The sequence below is a fragment of the Paraglaciecola sp. genome, assembly GCF_051252315.1.
GTDB lineage: Bacteria > Pseudomonadota > Gammaproteobacteria > Enterobacterales > Alteromonadaceae > Paraglaciecola.
Window position 1 is genome coordinate 21,636 of record NZ_JBPOFP010000042.1, and the last position, 14,450, is coordinate 36,085.

Below are 14,450 nucleotides of genomic sequence, written 5' to 3' on the forward strand. Positions count from 1 at the left end.
GAAATAACTCCTAATTTGGTGTGCTAATGTGGTTAAAGGTTTGTTGGGCGCTTTTTAATATTTGCTGTCTATTTAACAAAATATGTCGTCTGCGACCACCGAGTTGTCGCCATAATACTGCAGCTCTAACGCCAGCTAATAAAGCAGCTCTTACTCGGTATTGATTGTCTTCTCGTTTGAGTAGCGCCGGATCGCCACCCACTTGAATTTTACGCCCTAAAGGACTAACAACATCTGAATAAACGCTATCTAAGTTACGCAACATTTGAGTATCTAGTAGATCTAAGTGTTGTTGTTGTCTTTGGATGTTGGTTATACGATCACCTAAAGCAGCCATGGCTTTATTATTGGGGCTAAGTTTACGCTCTATAGACAGTAAATTAGCTATGTATCGCGTCACTTCTACATCTTTATTCGATTGGTTGCCTAACTGGCTTAACAATGTCTTAAAGCCCAAGGTTAATTGTGACACATCACCAAACACTTGTTCTGTATTGTCTGGTTGAGTAATCGTAATGCTGCGAATACTAGACTCTAACGCTGCATGGTCATAGTCAGTAGATCTTGCAATTTGTTTAACAATTGCAGCTGCTTGGCATATACCCGCTAGTGCTAAATTGCTTTCGTAAAACTTATCGTTGTTGTTTGAATCATTCATTAACGGATGTAATTCTCTATAATACCGCCACCTAGGCATACTTCATCTTGATAAAAAACTGCAGATTGGCCTGGGGTAACTGCTTTTTGGGGTTGGTCGAATATTACTTTAACCGAGCCGTCTGGTTGAGGTGTCACTGTACACGGAATGTCTTCTTGACGATAACGGGTTTTTACAGCGCAGCGTATTTCATTTTCAGGACCTTTGCGGTCGACCCAATGTAATTGATTGGCAACCAAACCATTTGAGTAAAGTCGCGGATGATTGGAACCTTGACCTACAATCAATACGTTTCGTTCAACGTCTTTGTCAACAACATACCAAGGCTCATCTCCAAATTCTTTCATACCACCAATAAGCAGGCCTTTACGTTGGCCTAATGTGTGATACATCAATCCTTCATGTTGCCCGATGGTTTCACCTTCAGCCGTTTCAATTTCACCTGGTTGAGCCGGTAAATATTGGGCCAAAAAGTCTTTGAATTTACGTTCGCCAATAAAACAAATCCCAGTACTGTCTTTTTTGTTATGGGTCACTAAATCTTGTTCTAGTGCAATTTCTCGAACTCTGGGTTTTTCGAGATGACCAATAGGAAATAAGGTCTGAGCAACGTGTTTTTCAGCTAAAGTATATAAAAAATAACTCTGGTCTTTATTGCCATCTAACCCCCGCAACATCTGCCAACTACCTGAGGTATTTGAGCGTTGCACATAATGTCCAGTGGCAATGTAATCTGCTTCTAACTCTTCTGCGGCAAATTCTAAAAACGCTTTAAATTTGATCTCTTTGTTACACATGATATCGGGGTTTGGTGTACGGCCAGCTTTGTATTCTTCTAAAAAATATTCAAATACATTGTCCCAATATTCTGCTGAAAAGTTTATCGTGTGTAACTCAATCCCGAGTTTATCTGCAACTGCTTGTGCATCTTTTAAATCTTCAGCGGCAGCACAGTATTCGTCGTTATCATCTTCTTCCCAATTTTTCATGAACAAACCTTCCACCTGATAACCTTGCTCTTTCAGCAGGTATGCAGAAACAGAAGAATCCACACCGCCAGACATGCCAACAATGACTTTAATTTGACTATTGTCAGGTGCAGAAACAGTTGTATTTGTTTGTGTGTTCATAGAATCAATTTGAGGTTAGATATACGCGTAAAAAATGGAGGCGAAGTATAGCGGAAATTTGTTTTCAGATCATCTGGTTAATGATGAGTTTTTGATATATTAAAGTTGTTAATTACCGCTATTAAGATTCAATGAAAAGTTAATTTACCTGTAACATTACTTTTGGTTATATTCCAAGCGGTATACTTAAGAAATCTTAGCTTTACACCTAATTGCAAAGGAGATTTTATTTTTCCATGTTTTGCTTCTCAATGTCTGATAGTTCAATCATATGGGTGCAACGAGTTTTAGTTTTCATTTTGCCATTATTGTCTTTGTCATCCTTGTCAAAAATAGTAATGGCATATTCGGTTTTACTTTGGTGCATACAGTTTTGTTCTGCTAATGCGGCTTTAGCATATTCATCTTTGGTGTCGAGAGTTGTACAAGATGACATGACAACAAAAGCGATAACACTTAATTTTAATGATCTGTTTTTCATTCATTTCGTCCTTTCAAAATAAAGTTAAAAGCTTAGTGGTGAATAGGTAAAATTAGTTCCATTTAAACGAAATAATAAAAAGCGAAACGACAATTGTTATCCAGAGTTCGGGGTAGTTAAACTAATTCTTCAACGATAAGTTTCAATAAAAATGTTTCTCGCTCTATCGATAAGCCCTTTTTGTCGCTATTTTGCATCGTATCTTCGTTGTGTTTAATGGCTTGATGAATGTTTATCCAAACGGGTTGCATACCATTTGTTATTTCGTAATCTTCCAACTGAGTATCGCCTAGTTCGTCATGAATGTGACAAGTAAAACAGTAAGAATTCATGTGCAGAGTATCAAAGTTATTTTTATACCATGGACGATATTCTTCGTAACGACCAAATGGTTTTACATTAGTAATATTTTTGGCACCTGTTTCTTCTTTAAGCTCCCGAATAAGTCCATCAACAATATCTTCTTCATGATCAATTCCGCCTCCCGGAAGGGTGTAATCGTGATAGCGCTCGGTGTAAAGCATTAGAATATTTTGACCTTTCAATACAATCGCGCGAGCGGCTTCACGCTTGAGTATTAAAGAGCTGTTAATATCTGCATCTGGATGGATAGTGGATTTTAGTAGGCGCATTTACATCTTCAGTCGCTATAAAACGGCGCAGTGTACCCAATCAAAAAGCCGCTTTACCAGTACTTTTGTTTATCCTTGTAATTTAAATCTCCCGATACTGGCCATTTTCAATGTCATCAATGGTCCAATTACCAATTGAATACCGAATTAGCCGCAGGGTAGGGAAACCAATATGGGCAGTCATGCGTCTAACCTGCCTATTTCGGCCTTCGCTGATGGTTATAGATAACCAGGTAGTAGGTTTATTTTGTCTGAATCTGACTGGTGGGGTTCTCTCCCAAACTTCTGGCGTGTCAATTATTTCTACTTTAGCAGCTTGAGTAGGGCCATCTTTAAGGATGACACCAGAGCGTAGCTGCTCTAAGTCCTGGTGTTGTGGTTCGCCTTCAACTTGAACCCAATAAGTCTTGTTTGTTTTATGCTTCGGGGATGCCAATTTATTTTGTAATTTGCCATCATTAGTTAAAACCAATAAACCTTCACTGTCCTTGTCTAACCTTCCTGCTGCATAAACGTTTTCTATGGGGACGAAATCTTTTAATGTTTGCCGGCCCTCTTGATCTGTAAATTGGGTTAATACGTTAAAAGGTTTATTAAACAATAAAACTCGTCGAGTGCTTTGGTCGACTTTAGGTTTATTATCTCTATATTGATTTCTTTTAGGACTATGTTTTTTCGACATCTTCTAATACTAAAACAATTTTTTTGCTAAAATACCGACTAATCAGTGTGATTGACAATGTTTTTTATGCTCGAATGGCTTGTACTTACTAAATCAAGCCCTATATTAGTCGGCACCTGTTTAAGCATATTTTTAATTTTTGGTACTTAGCTGTTTCCATGCTTTATATTTTTGTTGTTTAAGTTTTTGTTTTAAACAACAAATAAAACTGCGTGGTAAATAAGCAGTGCCTATAACATGAGGCTCATAATGACGATTTCTAAGTCAAAGATTATCTACACTAAAACGGACGAAGCTCCAGCTCTAGCTACTTACTCATTACTGCCTATTATTCGTAGTTTTGCGGCAAGTGCTGACATTGAAGTAGAGTTAAGCGATATTTCTTTAGCTGCACGTATTTTGGCTGGATTTGCTGATAAGTTACCTGCAGAGCAGTCTGTGCCTGATGCTTTAGATGAACTTGGGAAGTTAACGCAAGATGCGTCAACTAATATCATTAAATTGCCAAATATAAGTGCTTCAATTCCTCAGTTAGTTGCTGCAATTAAAGAGCTGCAAGCAAAAGGTTTTGCATTACCTGATTTTCCAGAAGATGCTCAAACTGACGAAGAAAAAGACGTTAAAGCTCGCTACAGTAAAGTATTAGGTAGTGCAGTAAACCCTGTACTACGTGAAGGTAACTCTGACCGAAGAGCACCTGCGGCAGTTAAAAATTATGTAAAAAATAATCCTCATTCAATGGGCGCTTGGAGTAAAGATTCAAAAACTCACGTTGCAAACATGGAGTCAGGCTGTTTTTACACCTCAGAAAAATCTGTCACGGTAGAAAACGCTGGACATGTTTCAATCGAGTTTACTGGTACAGATGGTGAGAAGACGATTCTTAAGCCTAAAGTTGCTTTGTTAGCTGGTGAAGTATTAGATGCTAGTTTCATGAGTAAAAATGCGCTTTGTGAATTTTTCGAAAAAGAAATTCAAGATGCAAAAGACGCAGGAATTCTTTTCTCGTTACATATGAAAGCAACTATGATGAAAGTATCAGACCCAATTATTTTTGGTCACTGTGTAAAAGTATACTTCAAAGATGTATTTGCTAAACACGGCGATTTATTTGACGAGCTAGGTGTTGATACCAAAAATGGTCTAGGCAGTGTTTATGACAAAATTGCTAGTTTACCTGCTGAGAAACGTGCTGAAATCGAGCAGGACATAACAGATTGTTATGCGTCTCGCCCAGCAATGGCAATGGTAAATTCTGATAAAGGAATTACTAACTTACATGTACCAAGTGACGTGATTGTTGATGCTTCTATGCCTGCAATGATACGTACTTCTGGCCACATGTGGGGACCTGATGGAAATGCTGCCGATTGTAAAGCAACTATTCCAGATGCAACTTATGCAACTATTTATCAAGAGACTATCAGCTTCTGTAAAGAAAATGGCGCATTTGATCCAACTACAATGGGCACAGTGCCCAACGTTGGTTTAATGGCGCAAAAAGCAGAAGAGTATGGTTCGCACGACAAAACTTTTGAAATGCCTGCTAATGGTAAGGTACAAGTCATTGACCAAGACGGCACTGTATTAATTGAACATACAGTTGAAGAAGGTGATATTTGGAGAGCTTGTCAGTCTAAAGATGCACCTATTCGTGATTGGGTTAAACTTGCTGTGACACGTGCTAGCCAGTCAAATACTCCTGCTGTATTTTGGTTAGATGAAAATCGCGCTCATGATGCTCAGTTGATTGCTAAAGTAACTGCTTATTTGAAAGATCATGATACAGATGGTTTAGATATCTCTATTAGAAAACCTGTAGATGCTATTCGTTTCTCAATGGAACGTGCTATTAAAGGGTTAGACACCATTTCTGTAACAGGTAACGTATTACGTGATTACCTAACTGACTTATTCCCAATTTTAGAATTGGGCACCAGTGCTAAAATGTTATCTATTGTGCCATTAATGGCTGGTGGTGGCTTATTTGAAACCGGTGCTGGTGGTTCTGCTCCAAAACACGTTCAACAATTTGTTGAAGAAGGGCACTTACGTTGGGATTCTTTAGGTGAGTTTTTAGCCTTAGCCGTTTCTCTAGAAGACTTAGCGATTAAGACTGACAATACTAAGGCAAAAGTCTTAGCTGACGCGTTAGATAAAGCTACAGAGACTTTATTAACAAATGGTAAATCACCACTTCGTAAAGCGGGCCAATTAGATAACAGAGGTAGCCACTTCTACTTAGCTATGTATTGGGCTGGAGAATTAGTGAGTCAATCTGACGATCAAGAACTTGCCGCTAAGTTCAAACCATTGTTTGATAACTTAACTGCTAATGAAGAAAAAATTGTGGCTGAGATTGACGCTACTCAAGGTGCAGCTGCTAATATTGGTGGTTACTACTACCCTGACGATGCGTTAGCAACTCAAGCGATGTGCCCAAGCGCCACTTTAAACAGTGCTCTAGCATAATTGAGAATATTGCTCTGTCCCTATATTAATTAATGTAGGGATAGGGACTCATTTTTTGAGTGTTTGAAAAGAACAATAAAAAAGCAGACCTAACTAGGTCTGCTTTTTTTATATTTAAATTTGATTAATTTTCAGGTTCGCCTTTGAAATCAATATTCTCAGCGTGAAGGCCTTTTGGACCTTGTTGAATATCGTATTTCACTTCTTGTCCTGCTTTTAGAGATCTATATCCTTCCATTTGGATAGTTGAATAATGAGCAAATATATCCTCACCTCCATCATCAGGAACAATGAAACCAAACCCTTTTGCATTGTTGAACCACTTAACTTTGCCGACTGCCATACTTCTGCTTCCTTAAAATCCCTTGAACTAACACAACTTTGACCCCACACTATTAATGTATGAGGAAGAGCGATTAACAACCTTATACAATCGCTTAATGAAAATGTAGGTTTTTTAACCTGTTTTTGTCAAGGTGAATTTGATATTAAATATAGTGGTAGGATTACCAATAAAAATATTGATGTCGAATAATCGACAATTATTCTTAAAAAATTGGATAAGTATTTAGTTTATGGGTAAAGACAACACCATTGATATTGAAAAACAAAAAGAAACAGTCAAACAAAAAATAGCTCCACCTCCAATGTATAAGGTATTGTTAAATAACGATGACTATACACCAATGGATTTTGTGGTTGATGTATTGATGAGATTCTTTAATCTAGATGGGGAAGCGGCGCAACAAATTATGCTAACTGTTCATTATGAAGGCAAAGCGGTTTGTGGCATATATACTGCAGAGATAGCAGAAACTAAAGTCATGCAGGTCAGTAGTTATGCAAAGCAGCATCAACATCCACTTATGTGTACTATGGAACAAGCATGAGTAACAGTAGAGTAGAATCAAACCTAGCATTATTTATTCAAGTAGTAAGAGGGGATTTATATGTTAAATAAAGACTTAGAGCAGACACTAAACGAAGCGTTTATTTTTGCCAGAGAGAATCGCCATGAGTTCATGACGGTTGAACATCTGCTTCTTGCCTTACTTGATAATGTTTCTGCTAAAGAAGCATTACAAGCTTGCGGTGCGAATATTGAATCAATTAAAAAAGAACTCACTGATTTTGTAAAAGACACAACGCCCTTGTTGCTTGAAGAAGAAGGGAGCGAACGAGAAACCCAACCAACATTAGGTTTCCAGCGTGTGTTACAACGTGCGGTTTTTCATGTGCAGTCTTCTGGTAAAGAAGAAGTCACTGGAGCTAACGTATTGGTTGCCATATTCAGTGAGCAGGAATCTCAAGCTGTATACATTCTCAAAAAATCAGATATTACACGTTTAGACGTAGTGAACTTCATTTCCCACGGTGTTTCTAAAATTGATGATGAAGCTGTTGAACATACAGAAAGTGAAACAGAAGGTGCTGAGCAAGAAGAACAACAATCTATGCTCGACAAGTATTCAACTAATCTTAATCACAGTGCTAAAGAAGGCAAGATTGATCCGCTTATTGGGCGAGATAGTGAATTAGAAAGAAGTATTCAGGTGTTATGTCGCCGCCGTAAGAATAACCCACTTTTAGTTGGAGAAGCCGGAGTTGGTAAAACAGCTATTGCTGAAGGTTTGGCTTATCGTATTGTAAATAGTGATGTGCCAGAGGTTATTGCTGATGCGACTGTATATTCATTGGATATGGGCGCGCTGTTAGCTGGTACAAAATATCGGGGGGATTTTGAGAAACGATTAAAGGGCATTTTAAAAGAGTTATCTGAAGATCCTGAGGCTATATTATTTATAGATGAAATTCACACTATAATAGGTGCAGGCGCTGCTTCTGGTGGTGTGATGGATGCTTCTAACTTACTTAAGCCTAAATTGAGTAGCGGTGAGTTACGTTGTATCGGTTCAACAACCTATCAAGAGTATCAGGGCATTTTTGAAAAAGATCGAGCCTTAGCCCGTCGTTTCCAAAAAGTCGACGTCATAGAGCCAACAGTTAACGATACTACCAAAATTTTAATGGGCTTAAAGTCTCGTTACGAAGCTCATCATAGTGTTCGATATACTCACAAAGCAATGCGCGCAGCGGCTGAGCTTTCTGCAAAATACATTAATGAAAGGTTTTTGCCAGATAAGGCTATCGATATCATTGATGAAGCCGGTGCGAGCCAGCGTTTGATGCCTGTGTCTAAACGTAAGAAGACCATTAACGTAACCGACATAGAGCAGATCATAGCTAAGATTGCGCGTATTCCTGAAAAGTCAGTATCCGCTTCAGACAAAGAAGTGTTAAAGAATATAGATCGTGACCTTAAGTTAGTGGTGTTTGGCCAAGATCCAGCAATCGATACTCTAACCGATGCAATACGTTTATCTCGCTCGGGTTTAGGGACAGAGACCAAACCTATAGGAAACTTTTTGTTTGCTGGCCCTACAGGCGTAGGTAAAACAGAAGTGACAGCTCAACTGGCTAAGATTATGGGGGTTGAGTTAGTTCGATTTGATATGTCTGAATATATGGAACGTCATGCGGTGAGCCGCCTAATCGGTGCTCCTCCAGGATATGTGGGCTTTGATCAAGGAGGTTTGTTAACAGACGCAGTCATCAAACACCCTTATTCAGTGGTGTTATTAGATGAAATCGAAAAGGCACACTCTGATGTTTACAACATTTTACTGCAGGTAATGGATCACGGCACCCTGACCGATAACAATGGCCGTAAAGTAGACTTTAGAAATGTGGTATTGGTAATGACTACTAATGCCGGTGTGCAGGAAACAGTTCGTACTTCTATTGGTTTTAAACAACAAGATCATAGTCATGATGCTAAATCAGAAATAAATAAAGTATTTACACCTGAATTCAGAAATCGACTGGACTCGATTGTTTGGTTCAATCATTTGGATAAAGAAGTCATCCTACAGGTGGTGGATAAGTTTATCGTTGAGCTGCAAGTGCAACTAGATAATAAAGGCGTGTCACTAGAAGTCACGACCCAAGCTCGTAATTGGCTAGCTGATAAAGGTTATGATAAAAATATGGGTGCTAGACCTATGTCTAGAGTTATCCAGCAAGAAATCAAGAAAGAGTTAGCGCACGAGTTATTGTTTGGGCGTTTAAGTGATGGCGGTAGTGTGAAAATCACCTTAAAGAAAGACAAGTTATCATTCGAGATTTTGTCAGATAGTAAGGTAAAACCAGAAGCTCTTAATTCATAAATTGTTATCAGGTGTGAAAAACAAAAAAGCCGATATCAATTGATATCGGCTTTTTAATTTATAATGCTTCGCTTCGAACATTTATCGAGCAAAGACAATTTTAACTATTATCTTGCACGGTAGATGATGCGACCTTTAGTTAGGTCATAAGGTGTCATTTCAACTGTAACCTTGTCACCGGTTAAAATACGAATATAGTTTTTACGCATTTTACCTGAGATATGTGCGGTAACAACGTGACCATTTTCTAATTCAACACGAAACATAGTATTTGGAAGGGTATCCAACACAGTGCCTTCCATTTCAATACAATCTTCTTTCGCCATCTAACTTTGCTACCTCTAATCAATAAAATAAGTGTCTAAAAATGCCGCGCAGATTTTGCCCAATAAGCAGGCTTGTGTAAAGCTTTACCCAACATTTTTTGCAATTAGTTGCCATTTTTCTTCAAAAAAGCGTTCATGGGGTAAAAATTTCTGTTTATAGTTCATTTTTGCGCATGCATCGATTTGATATCCAAGATACAAATACGTTTTATTTAATGACTTGGCCAATTCAATTTGTTGCAAAATAGCATAGGTTCCAAGAGAACGTTTATCTTCTTCTGGTTTAAAAAATGTGTACAAAGCCGACAATGAATGTGGCATTTCATCGGTGACTGCTACGCCAATTAATTCATCTAGTACATAAAACTCAATAAATAGAGCATTATCCCAAGGGCTTATTATAAATCCATCGTACTGTGGCCTAGAGGCTGGAAACATGCTTCCATCAGCGTGCCTTTGATTGATATATGACTCATACAATGGGTAGTATTCAGGTTTGTCTTTGTCGCTGACTTTTATCGTAATATCTTTATTTTTATTCCAAATACGCTTTTGGCTTTTTGAACGTTTAAATAAATGTATGGGTAACCTAATGGCTTCACATGCATTACAGGTTTGACAGTGAGGTCGATAAATTTGCAATCCACTACGTCTAAACCCTGCTGCTATTAGGTAATCGTAGTGTTGCGCTGTTGGCTCCGTTTCTGGCATTAAGACTAATAGTTGCTCATTCTGATCACTGAGATAACTGCACTGAAACGCTTGGGTTATTCCAAATTTCATAGTCGTGCTCATTCTAAATTAATGCTTGAAGGTATCTTGGTTTCCATAAGTAGTCTGGGAAATCATCTTCTTGTTGTGATTTTAATTGGTCTAAAAAATAATCCCTAGATACTTCAATACAACCTAAACTGGCTAAATGTGGATTTTGCATTTGGCAATCAATAAAATTGGCACCATTAAATTTTAATAATTGTACTAAATGGGAAAAGGCTAATTTTGAAGCATTAGTGGCTTGATGGAACATAGATTCCCCACAAAATACCTTACCAACGACCACTCCGTATAATCCACCCACAAGTTCAGCGTCATCCCATACTTCGATTGAGTGAGCATGTCCTGTTCGATGCAAGGTTATGTAAGCTTGGATCATATCATCGGTGATCCACGTTCCTGAATCATTACGAGGAATATATGCACACGAATCTATGACTTCTTCAAAAGCTAAGTTAACGGATATTTTATAGTCACACTTACGCGCAAATTTTCGTAAACTTTTACTCGCTTTGTATTGGTCTATACGCACTATCCCTCGAGGATCCGGTGACCACCACATTATGGGCTCGCCTTCACTAAACCAAGGGAATATTCCCTTTGAGTAGGCACTCTTTAATCTTTCACAGCTTAAGTCTCCACCAAACGCTAGTAGTCCATTTGGTTCTTCTAAAGCCATATTCGCTGATGGAAAATTTGTGTGGGCGTCTAATTGGGTTAGCGTGATCATTACATCAAGTTATGTGTTAATAAAATAGAAAAGGCCTCTATTGAGGCCTTAGGTTACGTCACTATATAGGATAGAACTATTCTAATCCATCAAGATATTTTTCTGCATCGAGTGCGGCCATACAACCAGTTCCTGCAGAAGTAATAGCTTGGCGATAGATATGATCACTAACATCACCTGCAGCAAAAACACCTTCTACACTGGTTTGCGTTGCGTTGCCTTCAGTTCCACTTTGTACTGTGATATATCCATCTTTCATGGCTAATTCACCTTCAAAAATAGAAGTGTTAGGTTGATGACCGATAGCAATGAATAACCCCATTAAATCTAACTCTTCAGTTGCGTCAGACTTAGTATCTTTTATGCGTATACCTGTAACGCCCATGTCGTCACCTAATACTTCATCAAGCTGTCTATCAAAATGTAATGTCACATTGCCGTTTTTGGCTTTTTCCATTAAACGGTCTGCTAGTATCTTTTCGCTTCTAAAAGAATCTCTTCTGTGAATAACATGTACTTCTGAAGCGATGTTGGACAAATATAAAGCTTCTTCGACAGCCGTGTTACCACCGCCTACAACCGCCACTTTTTGGTTGCGGTAAAAGAATCCATCACAAGTTGCACAGGCTGAAACGCCTTTGCCCATAAACGCAGTTTCAGACTCCATACCTAAATATTTTGCAGAAGCGCCCGTACAAATGATTAAAGAATCACAAGTATAAGTACCTTGGTCACCCGTTAATGTAAAAGGACGTTTAGATAAATCTGTTTTGTTAATATGGTCAAATATAATTTCCGTATCAAACTTCTCAGCATGTTTTTGCATACGAACCATTAAATCTGGTCCTGTTAGTCCTTCTGGATCACCTGGCCAGTTTTCAACTTCCGTGGTGGTTGTCAACTGACCACCTTGCTGAATGCCTGTTAACAAAACTGGATTTAAGTTTGCTCTAGCAGCATATACAGCGGCGGCGTATCCTGCTGGACCTGAACCTAATATAAGTAACTTTACGTGTCTCGCTTCAGACATTTTGCTCTCCAATTATTCTATTAATCATTACCTACAAATAGGCAATCCAATTATCGTATGGGCTATAGATGTGGGCAAGTCTTTTACTTTCAATGATATGCTAAAAAACTTAGTCGATTAAATACGAATAATTCCTACATGACTACTAATGTTCTTTGTATATAACCGTTAGATGTTAGCCTAAAGTGCTAATTGTGGTTAGAATGTCTTTATATTATTAAGGAGAAGTCAGTTGGCAGGTACAATCACATCGATAGTAAAAGATGGTCAGCAATACATGCAAACATGGCCGATGCAAAGACAGTTGTTTAGCATGTTTCCTGAAGGTCGAGTGATATCAGCGACTAAACTGTCCATCAAAGTTATGCCGGCTTTAGCTGTGTTATCTGTTGCTTTTATGGTTAATGTTAGAGGTTATGAAATATTACCTCAAGCTCTGGCAATTGGTGCATTCTTTTTGTCTTTACCCTTACAAGGATTAATTTGGTTAGGCCATAGATCTAATCAAGTTTTACCTCCGTCTCTCAACTCTTGGTATTTAGATATTCACCGCAAAATGCAAATACAAGGTTGTGCTTTACAAAGTCCAAAGGCAAAACCTAAATATAAAGAATTAGCCTGTTTACTAAAAACAGCTTTTGATGAATTAGATAAAGCTTTTACCAAAAGTTGGTTTTAATTTAATAGCGTAGGTAACAATGGAAAAATTATATTTAGGTATTCAAGGTAAAGCCGTTTGTATTGATAAGAATAGTGGAGACATTATTTGGTCTACAAAATTAAAATCATCTAGTGCAGTAACTAACGTGTTTTATGAAGATGGCTTTATCTACGCATATTCGGGTGGGCATTTATTTTGTATCGATGCTAAGTCTGGCGAGATTAAGTGGGAAAACGGTTTAAGTGGTTACGGATATGGTGCATGTATTATTGCCACTGAAGGCCAAAGCTCAGCAGCGATTGCAAATCAAGTTGCTTCACAACAAGCTGTTGCTGCAACGATTGTAACAACCAATAGCACCACAAATGGCAGTGACTAGCTTTTTCCTTTCATTTTACTTATTCCTTACTGACGAACTTTAAATTCGTTAAACATTTGCGGCAGGTATATTTTTGTTCGCCTCTTTTTACCTTATTGTGTCGACGAATACTTAGCTGAATTGGTCCACAATTACAGTGATAGACAAACTGTTTGCCTGCTACTTTTTTCACGTCCATTTTGTGATAAGTCTGACCGTTCAAATTAAACAGCTTTTTCATTAGGCTTTTCCATTCCTTGCCATGAGGGCGAACTTTTCCAAATAAATTAAATGCAATTAAATGACAAACTTCATGGGGAACGACTTCATCTAAGAATGTTTGTAGATTGTCACTCAATAATATGGGATTAAAACGTAATTCATTTACTTGTAATCGTGCGCTACCCGCGATTTTACCCCGTTGTTTAAAGGAGACAATGGGATGTTTAAAAGATCTATTGAGTTGTACAGATGCTTCTTGAAAACATTCTAAAACACGATTGATAACCATTTGTTGATCTTGTTTAGACAAAAGTCTTTAGGCCTTATGCAACTATTACTGACAATTAGATGATTTTAAACGATAATTCCCTACATAACACTCTCTAAGTCAATAGGATCCTAAATGGATATTGCACAACGTCGCTCATTAAATTTTCGATTTTTAGCAGAACCAACCGATGTTAATTTTGGTGGGAAGGTGCATGGCGGTATTGTCATGAAATGGATGGATCAAGTGGGATATGCCTGTGCAGCTCAATGGAGTGGCCGTTATTGTGTGACTGTTTCGATAGGCGGAATTCGCTTTAAACGTCCAATTTTAGTCGGCCAAATGGTGACACTAAGAGCACAAATTGTGCACACGGGCAGAACGAGTATGCACATATATATTAGCGTACTCGCGAGTGACCCAAAAATTAACGCTATGGTAGAAACAGGGCATTGTATAATGGCATTTGTTGCTAGTGATGAAGCCGGTTACCCTGTTGAAGTGCCCAGTTGGGAGCCTGCGTCTGAACGAGATTTAGCCTTGGAAAAATATGCGATTCAAGCCAAAGAATCTGCGCAAAGCTTGGATAAGCAACTACAAAGTACGCTAACAGACGAGTAGTTTTTCCAAAATTTACTTTTGTGACCAGCGTTTTGGTTATTGAATACGACGTTGCCGATGAATAATATCGAATATTATTGTTAAATTGTTAACAATCTGACTTGCCTTTTTAAGGATATTGTTTTTAAGTAGGCAGTAAATAACTTATTGCGAATACCTAAATGAAAAATATTATTAC

At 38.1% G+C, this 14,450-nt stretch carries 17 protein-coding genes; 6 read left to right on the plus strand and 11 right to left on the minus strand.

Going from position 1 to position 14,450, the window contains the following annotated elements:
* Window positions 1–10: 10 nt before the first annotated feature.
* The 5 genes from hflD to ACSHXM_RS10300 all read right to left on the minus strand — a co-directional run bounded on the left by hflD (window position 11) and on the right by ACSHXM_RS10300 (window position 3,583).
* Window positions 11–658 (minus strand): high frequency lysogenization protein HflD, encoded by a 648-nt coding sequence (gene hflD, locus ACSHXM_RS10280; RefSeq protein ID WP_435688674.1) that lies wholly within the window; start codon window positions 656–658, stop codon window positions 11–13.
* Window positions 658–1,788, minus strand: coding sequence for a tRNA 2-thiouridine(34) synthase MnmA (mnmA, locus tag ACSHXM_RS10285; protein WP_435688675.1), 1,131 nt, complete (start codon window positions 1,786–1,788; stop codon window positions 658–660). The genes hflD and mnmA overlap by 1 nt, the downstream gene beginning before the upstream one ends.
* A gap of 226 nt (window positions 1,789–2,014) precedes the next feature.
* On the minus strand, window positions 2,015–2,269 hold the full coding sequence (locus ACSHXM_RS10290) for a hypothetical protein (RefSeq protein WP_435688676.1): 255 nt from the start codon (window positions 2,267–2,269) through the stop codon (window positions 2,015–2,017).
* A 116-nt stretch (window positions 2,270–2,385) separates the two neighbouring features.
* Window positions 2,386–2,901, minus strand: a complete 516-nt coding sequence (locus tag ACSHXM_RS10295) for an NUDIX hydrolase (RefSeq protein ID WP_435688677.1) — start codon at window positions 2,899–2,901, stop codon at window positions 2,386–2,388.
* An 82-nt stretch (window positions 2,902–2,983) separates the two neighbouring features.
* Complete coding sequence (locus tag ACSHXM_RS10300; protein WP_435688678.1) at window positions 2,984–3,583, minus strand: pseudouridine synthase; 600 nt, start codon at window positions 3,581–3,583, stop codon at window positions 2,984–2,986.
* A gap of 249 nt (window positions 3,584–3,832) precedes the next feature.
* On the opposite strand from ACSHXM_RS10300, the gene ACSHXM_RS10305 reads away from it, so the two are divergent.
* Complete coding sequence (locus tag ACSHXM_RS10305) at window positions 3,833–6,055, plus strand: NADP-dependent isocitrate dehydrogenase (RefSeq protein ID WP_435688679.1); 2,223 nt, start codon at window positions 3,833–3,835, stop codon at window positions 6,053–6,055.
* A 124-nt stretch (window positions 6,056–6,179) separates the two neighbouring features.
* Here the strand turns inward: ACSHXM_RS10305 and cspD are convergent, their stop codons facing one another.
* Window positions 6,180–6,398 carry a cold shock domain-containing protein CspD gene (gene cspD / locus ACSHXM_RS10310; protein ID WP_235313659.1) on the minus strand — a complete coding sequence of 73 codons (219 nt, stop codon included), beginning with the start codon at window positions 6,396–6,398 and terminating at the stop codon, window positions 6,180–6,182.
* A 232-nt stretch (window positions 6,399–6,630) separates the two neighbouring features.
* Here cspD and clpS point away from each other — a divergent pair, with 232 nt between their 5' ends.
* Both clpS and clpA read left to right on the plus strand, forming a co-directional pair.
* Window positions 6,631–6,945, plus strand: a complete 315-nt coding sequence (clpS, locus tag ACSHXM_RS10315; RefSeq protein ID WP_435688680.1) for an ATP-dependent Clp protease adapter ClpS — start codon at window positions 6,631–6,633, stop codon at window positions 6,943–6,945.
* A gap of 60 nt (window positions 6,946–7,005) precedes the next feature.
* Window positions 7,006–9,282 (plus strand): ATP-dependent Clp protease ATP-binding subunit ClpA, encoded by a 2,277-nt coding sequence (gene clpA / locus ACSHXM_RS10320; protein WP_435688681.1) that lies wholly within the window; start codon window positions 7,006–7,008, stop codon window positions 9,280–9,282.
* A 107-nt stretch (window positions 9,283–9,389) separates the two neighbouring features.
* On the opposite strand, the gene infA is transcribed toward clpA, so the two are convergent.
* From infA to trxB, 4 genes are all read right to left on the minus strand, one after another.
* Entirely contained in the window at window positions 9,390–9,608 is a 219-nt protein-coding gene (infA, locus tag ACSHXM_RS10325) for a translation initiation factor IF-1 (RefSeq protein ID WP_008844395.1), read from the minus strand.
* A gap of 84 nt (window positions 9,609–9,692) precedes the next feature.
* On the minus strand, window positions 9,693–10,391 hold the full coding sequence (locus ACSHXM_RS10330) for an arginyltransferase (protein ID WP_435688682.1): 699 nt from the start codon (window positions 10,389–10,391) through the stop codon (window positions 9,693–9,695).
* 13 nt (window positions 10,392–10,404) lie between these two features.
* Window positions 10,405–11,112 carry a leucyl/phenylalanyl-tRNA--protein transferase gene (gene aat, locus ACSHXM_RS10335; protein ID WP_435688683.1) on the minus strand — a complete coding sequence of 236 codons (708 nt, stop codon included), beginning with the start codon at window positions 11,110–11,112 and terminating at the stop codon, window positions 10,405–10,407.
* A gap of 76 nt (window positions 11,113–11,188) precedes the next feature.
* Window positions 11,189–12,142 (minus strand): thioredoxin-disulfide reductase, encoded by a 954-nt coding sequence (gene trxB / locus ACSHXM_RS10340; RefSeq protein ID WP_435688684.1) that lies wholly within the window; start codon window positions 12,140–12,142, stop codon window positions 11,189–11,191.
* Window positions 12,143–12,374: 232 nt separating this feature from the next.
* Here trxB and yfbV point away from each other — a divergent pair, with 232 nt between their 5' ends.
* A complete protein-coding gene (yfbV, locus tag ACSHXM_RS10345; RefSeq protein ID WP_435688685.1) occupies window positions 12,375–12,821 on the plus strand; it encodes a terminus macrodomain insulation protein YfbV in 447 nt (148 codons plus the stop codon).
* Between the two features lie 19 nt (window positions 12,822–12,840).
* Entirely contained in the window at window positions 12,841–13,182 is a 342-nt protein-coding gene (locus tag ACSHXM_RS10350) for a PQQ-binding-like beta-propeller repeat protein (RefSeq protein WP_435688686.1), read from the plus strand.
* 19 nt (window positions 13,183–13,201) lie between these two features.
* Here ACSHXM_RS10350 and ACSHXM_RS10355 read toward each other — a convergent pair whose 3' ends face one another.
* The gene (locus ACSHXM_RS10355) at window positions 13,202–13,693 is read right to left on the minus strand and encodes a SprT family zinc-dependent metalloprotease (RefSeq protein WP_435688687.1); all 492 of its coding nucleotides are present in this window, start codon (window positions 13,691–13,693) and stop codon (window positions 13,202–13,204) included.
* 93 nt (window positions 13,694–13,786) lie between these two features.
* Between ACSHXM_RS10355 and ACSHXM_RS10360 the strand changes: the two genes are divergently transcribed.
* Complete coding sequence (locus ACSHXM_RS10360) at window positions 13,787–14,272, plus strand: acyl-CoA thioesterase (RefSeq protein ID WP_435688688.1); 486 nt, start codon at window positions 13,787–13,789, stop codon at window positions 14,270–14,272.
* Window positions 14,273–14,450: the final 178 nt, after the last annotated feature.

Bases quoted from the DNA above. Each gene is read 5' to 3' on its own strand.
- cspD (WP_235313659.1), bottom strand. From the start codon at position 6,398: ATGGCAGTCGGCAAAGTTAAGTGGTTCAACAATGCAAAAGGGTTTGGT.
- infA (WP_008844395.1), bottom strand. From the start codon at position 9,608: ATGGCGAAAGAAGATTGTATTGAAATGGAAGGCACTGTGTTGGATACC.
- trxB (WP_435688684.1), bottom strand. From the start codon at position 12,142: ATGTCTGAAGCGAGACACGTAAAGTTACTTATATTAGGTTCAGGTCCA.
- ACSHXM_RS10290 (WP_435688676.1), bottom strand. From the start codon at position 2,269: ATGAAAAACAGATCATTAAAATTAAGTGTTATCGCTTTTGTTGTCATG.
- ACSHXM_RS10295 (WP_435688677.1), bottom strand. From the start codon at position 2,901: ATGCGCCTACTAAAATCCACTATCCATCCAGATGCAGATATTAACAGC.
- mnmA (WP_435688675.1), bottom strand. From the start codon at position 1,788: ATGAACACACAAACAAATACAACTGTTTCTGCACCTGACAATAGTCAA.
- ACSHXM_RS10305 (WP_435688679.1), top strand. From the start codon at position 3,833: ATGACGATTTCTAAGTCAAAGATTATCTACACTAAAACGGACGAAGCT.
- ACSHXM_RS10350 (WP_435688686.1), top strand. From the start codon at position 12,841: ATGGAAAAATTATATTTAGGTATTCAAGGTAAAGCCGTTTGTATTGAT.
- ACSHXM_RS10300 (WP_435688678.1), bottom strand. From the start codon at position 3,583: ATGTCGAAAAAACATAGTCCTAAAAGAAATCAATATAGAGATAATAAA.
- clpS (WP_435688680.1), top strand. From the start codon at position 6,631: ATGGGTAAAGACAACACCATTGATATTGAAAAACAAAAAGAAACAGTC.
- hflD (WP_435688674.1), bottom strand. From the start codon at position 658: ATGAATGATTCAAACAACAACGATAAGTTTTACGAAAGCAATTTAGCA.
- clpA (WP_435688681.1), top strand. From the start codon at position 7,006: ATGTTAAATAAAGACTTAGAGCAGACACTAAACGAAGCGTTTATTTTT.
- aat (WP_435688683.1), bottom strand. From the start codon at position 11,112: ATGATCACGCTAACCCAATTAGACGCCCACACAAATTTTCCATCAGCG.
- ACSHXM_RS10360 (WP_435688688.1), top strand. From the start codon at position 13,787: ATGGATATTGCACAACGTCGCTCATTAAATTTTCGATTTTTAGCAGAA.
- ACSHXM_RS10330 (WP_435688682.1), bottom strand. From the start codon at position 10,391: ATGAAATTTGGAATAACCCAAGCGTTTCAGTGCAGTTATCTCAGTGAT.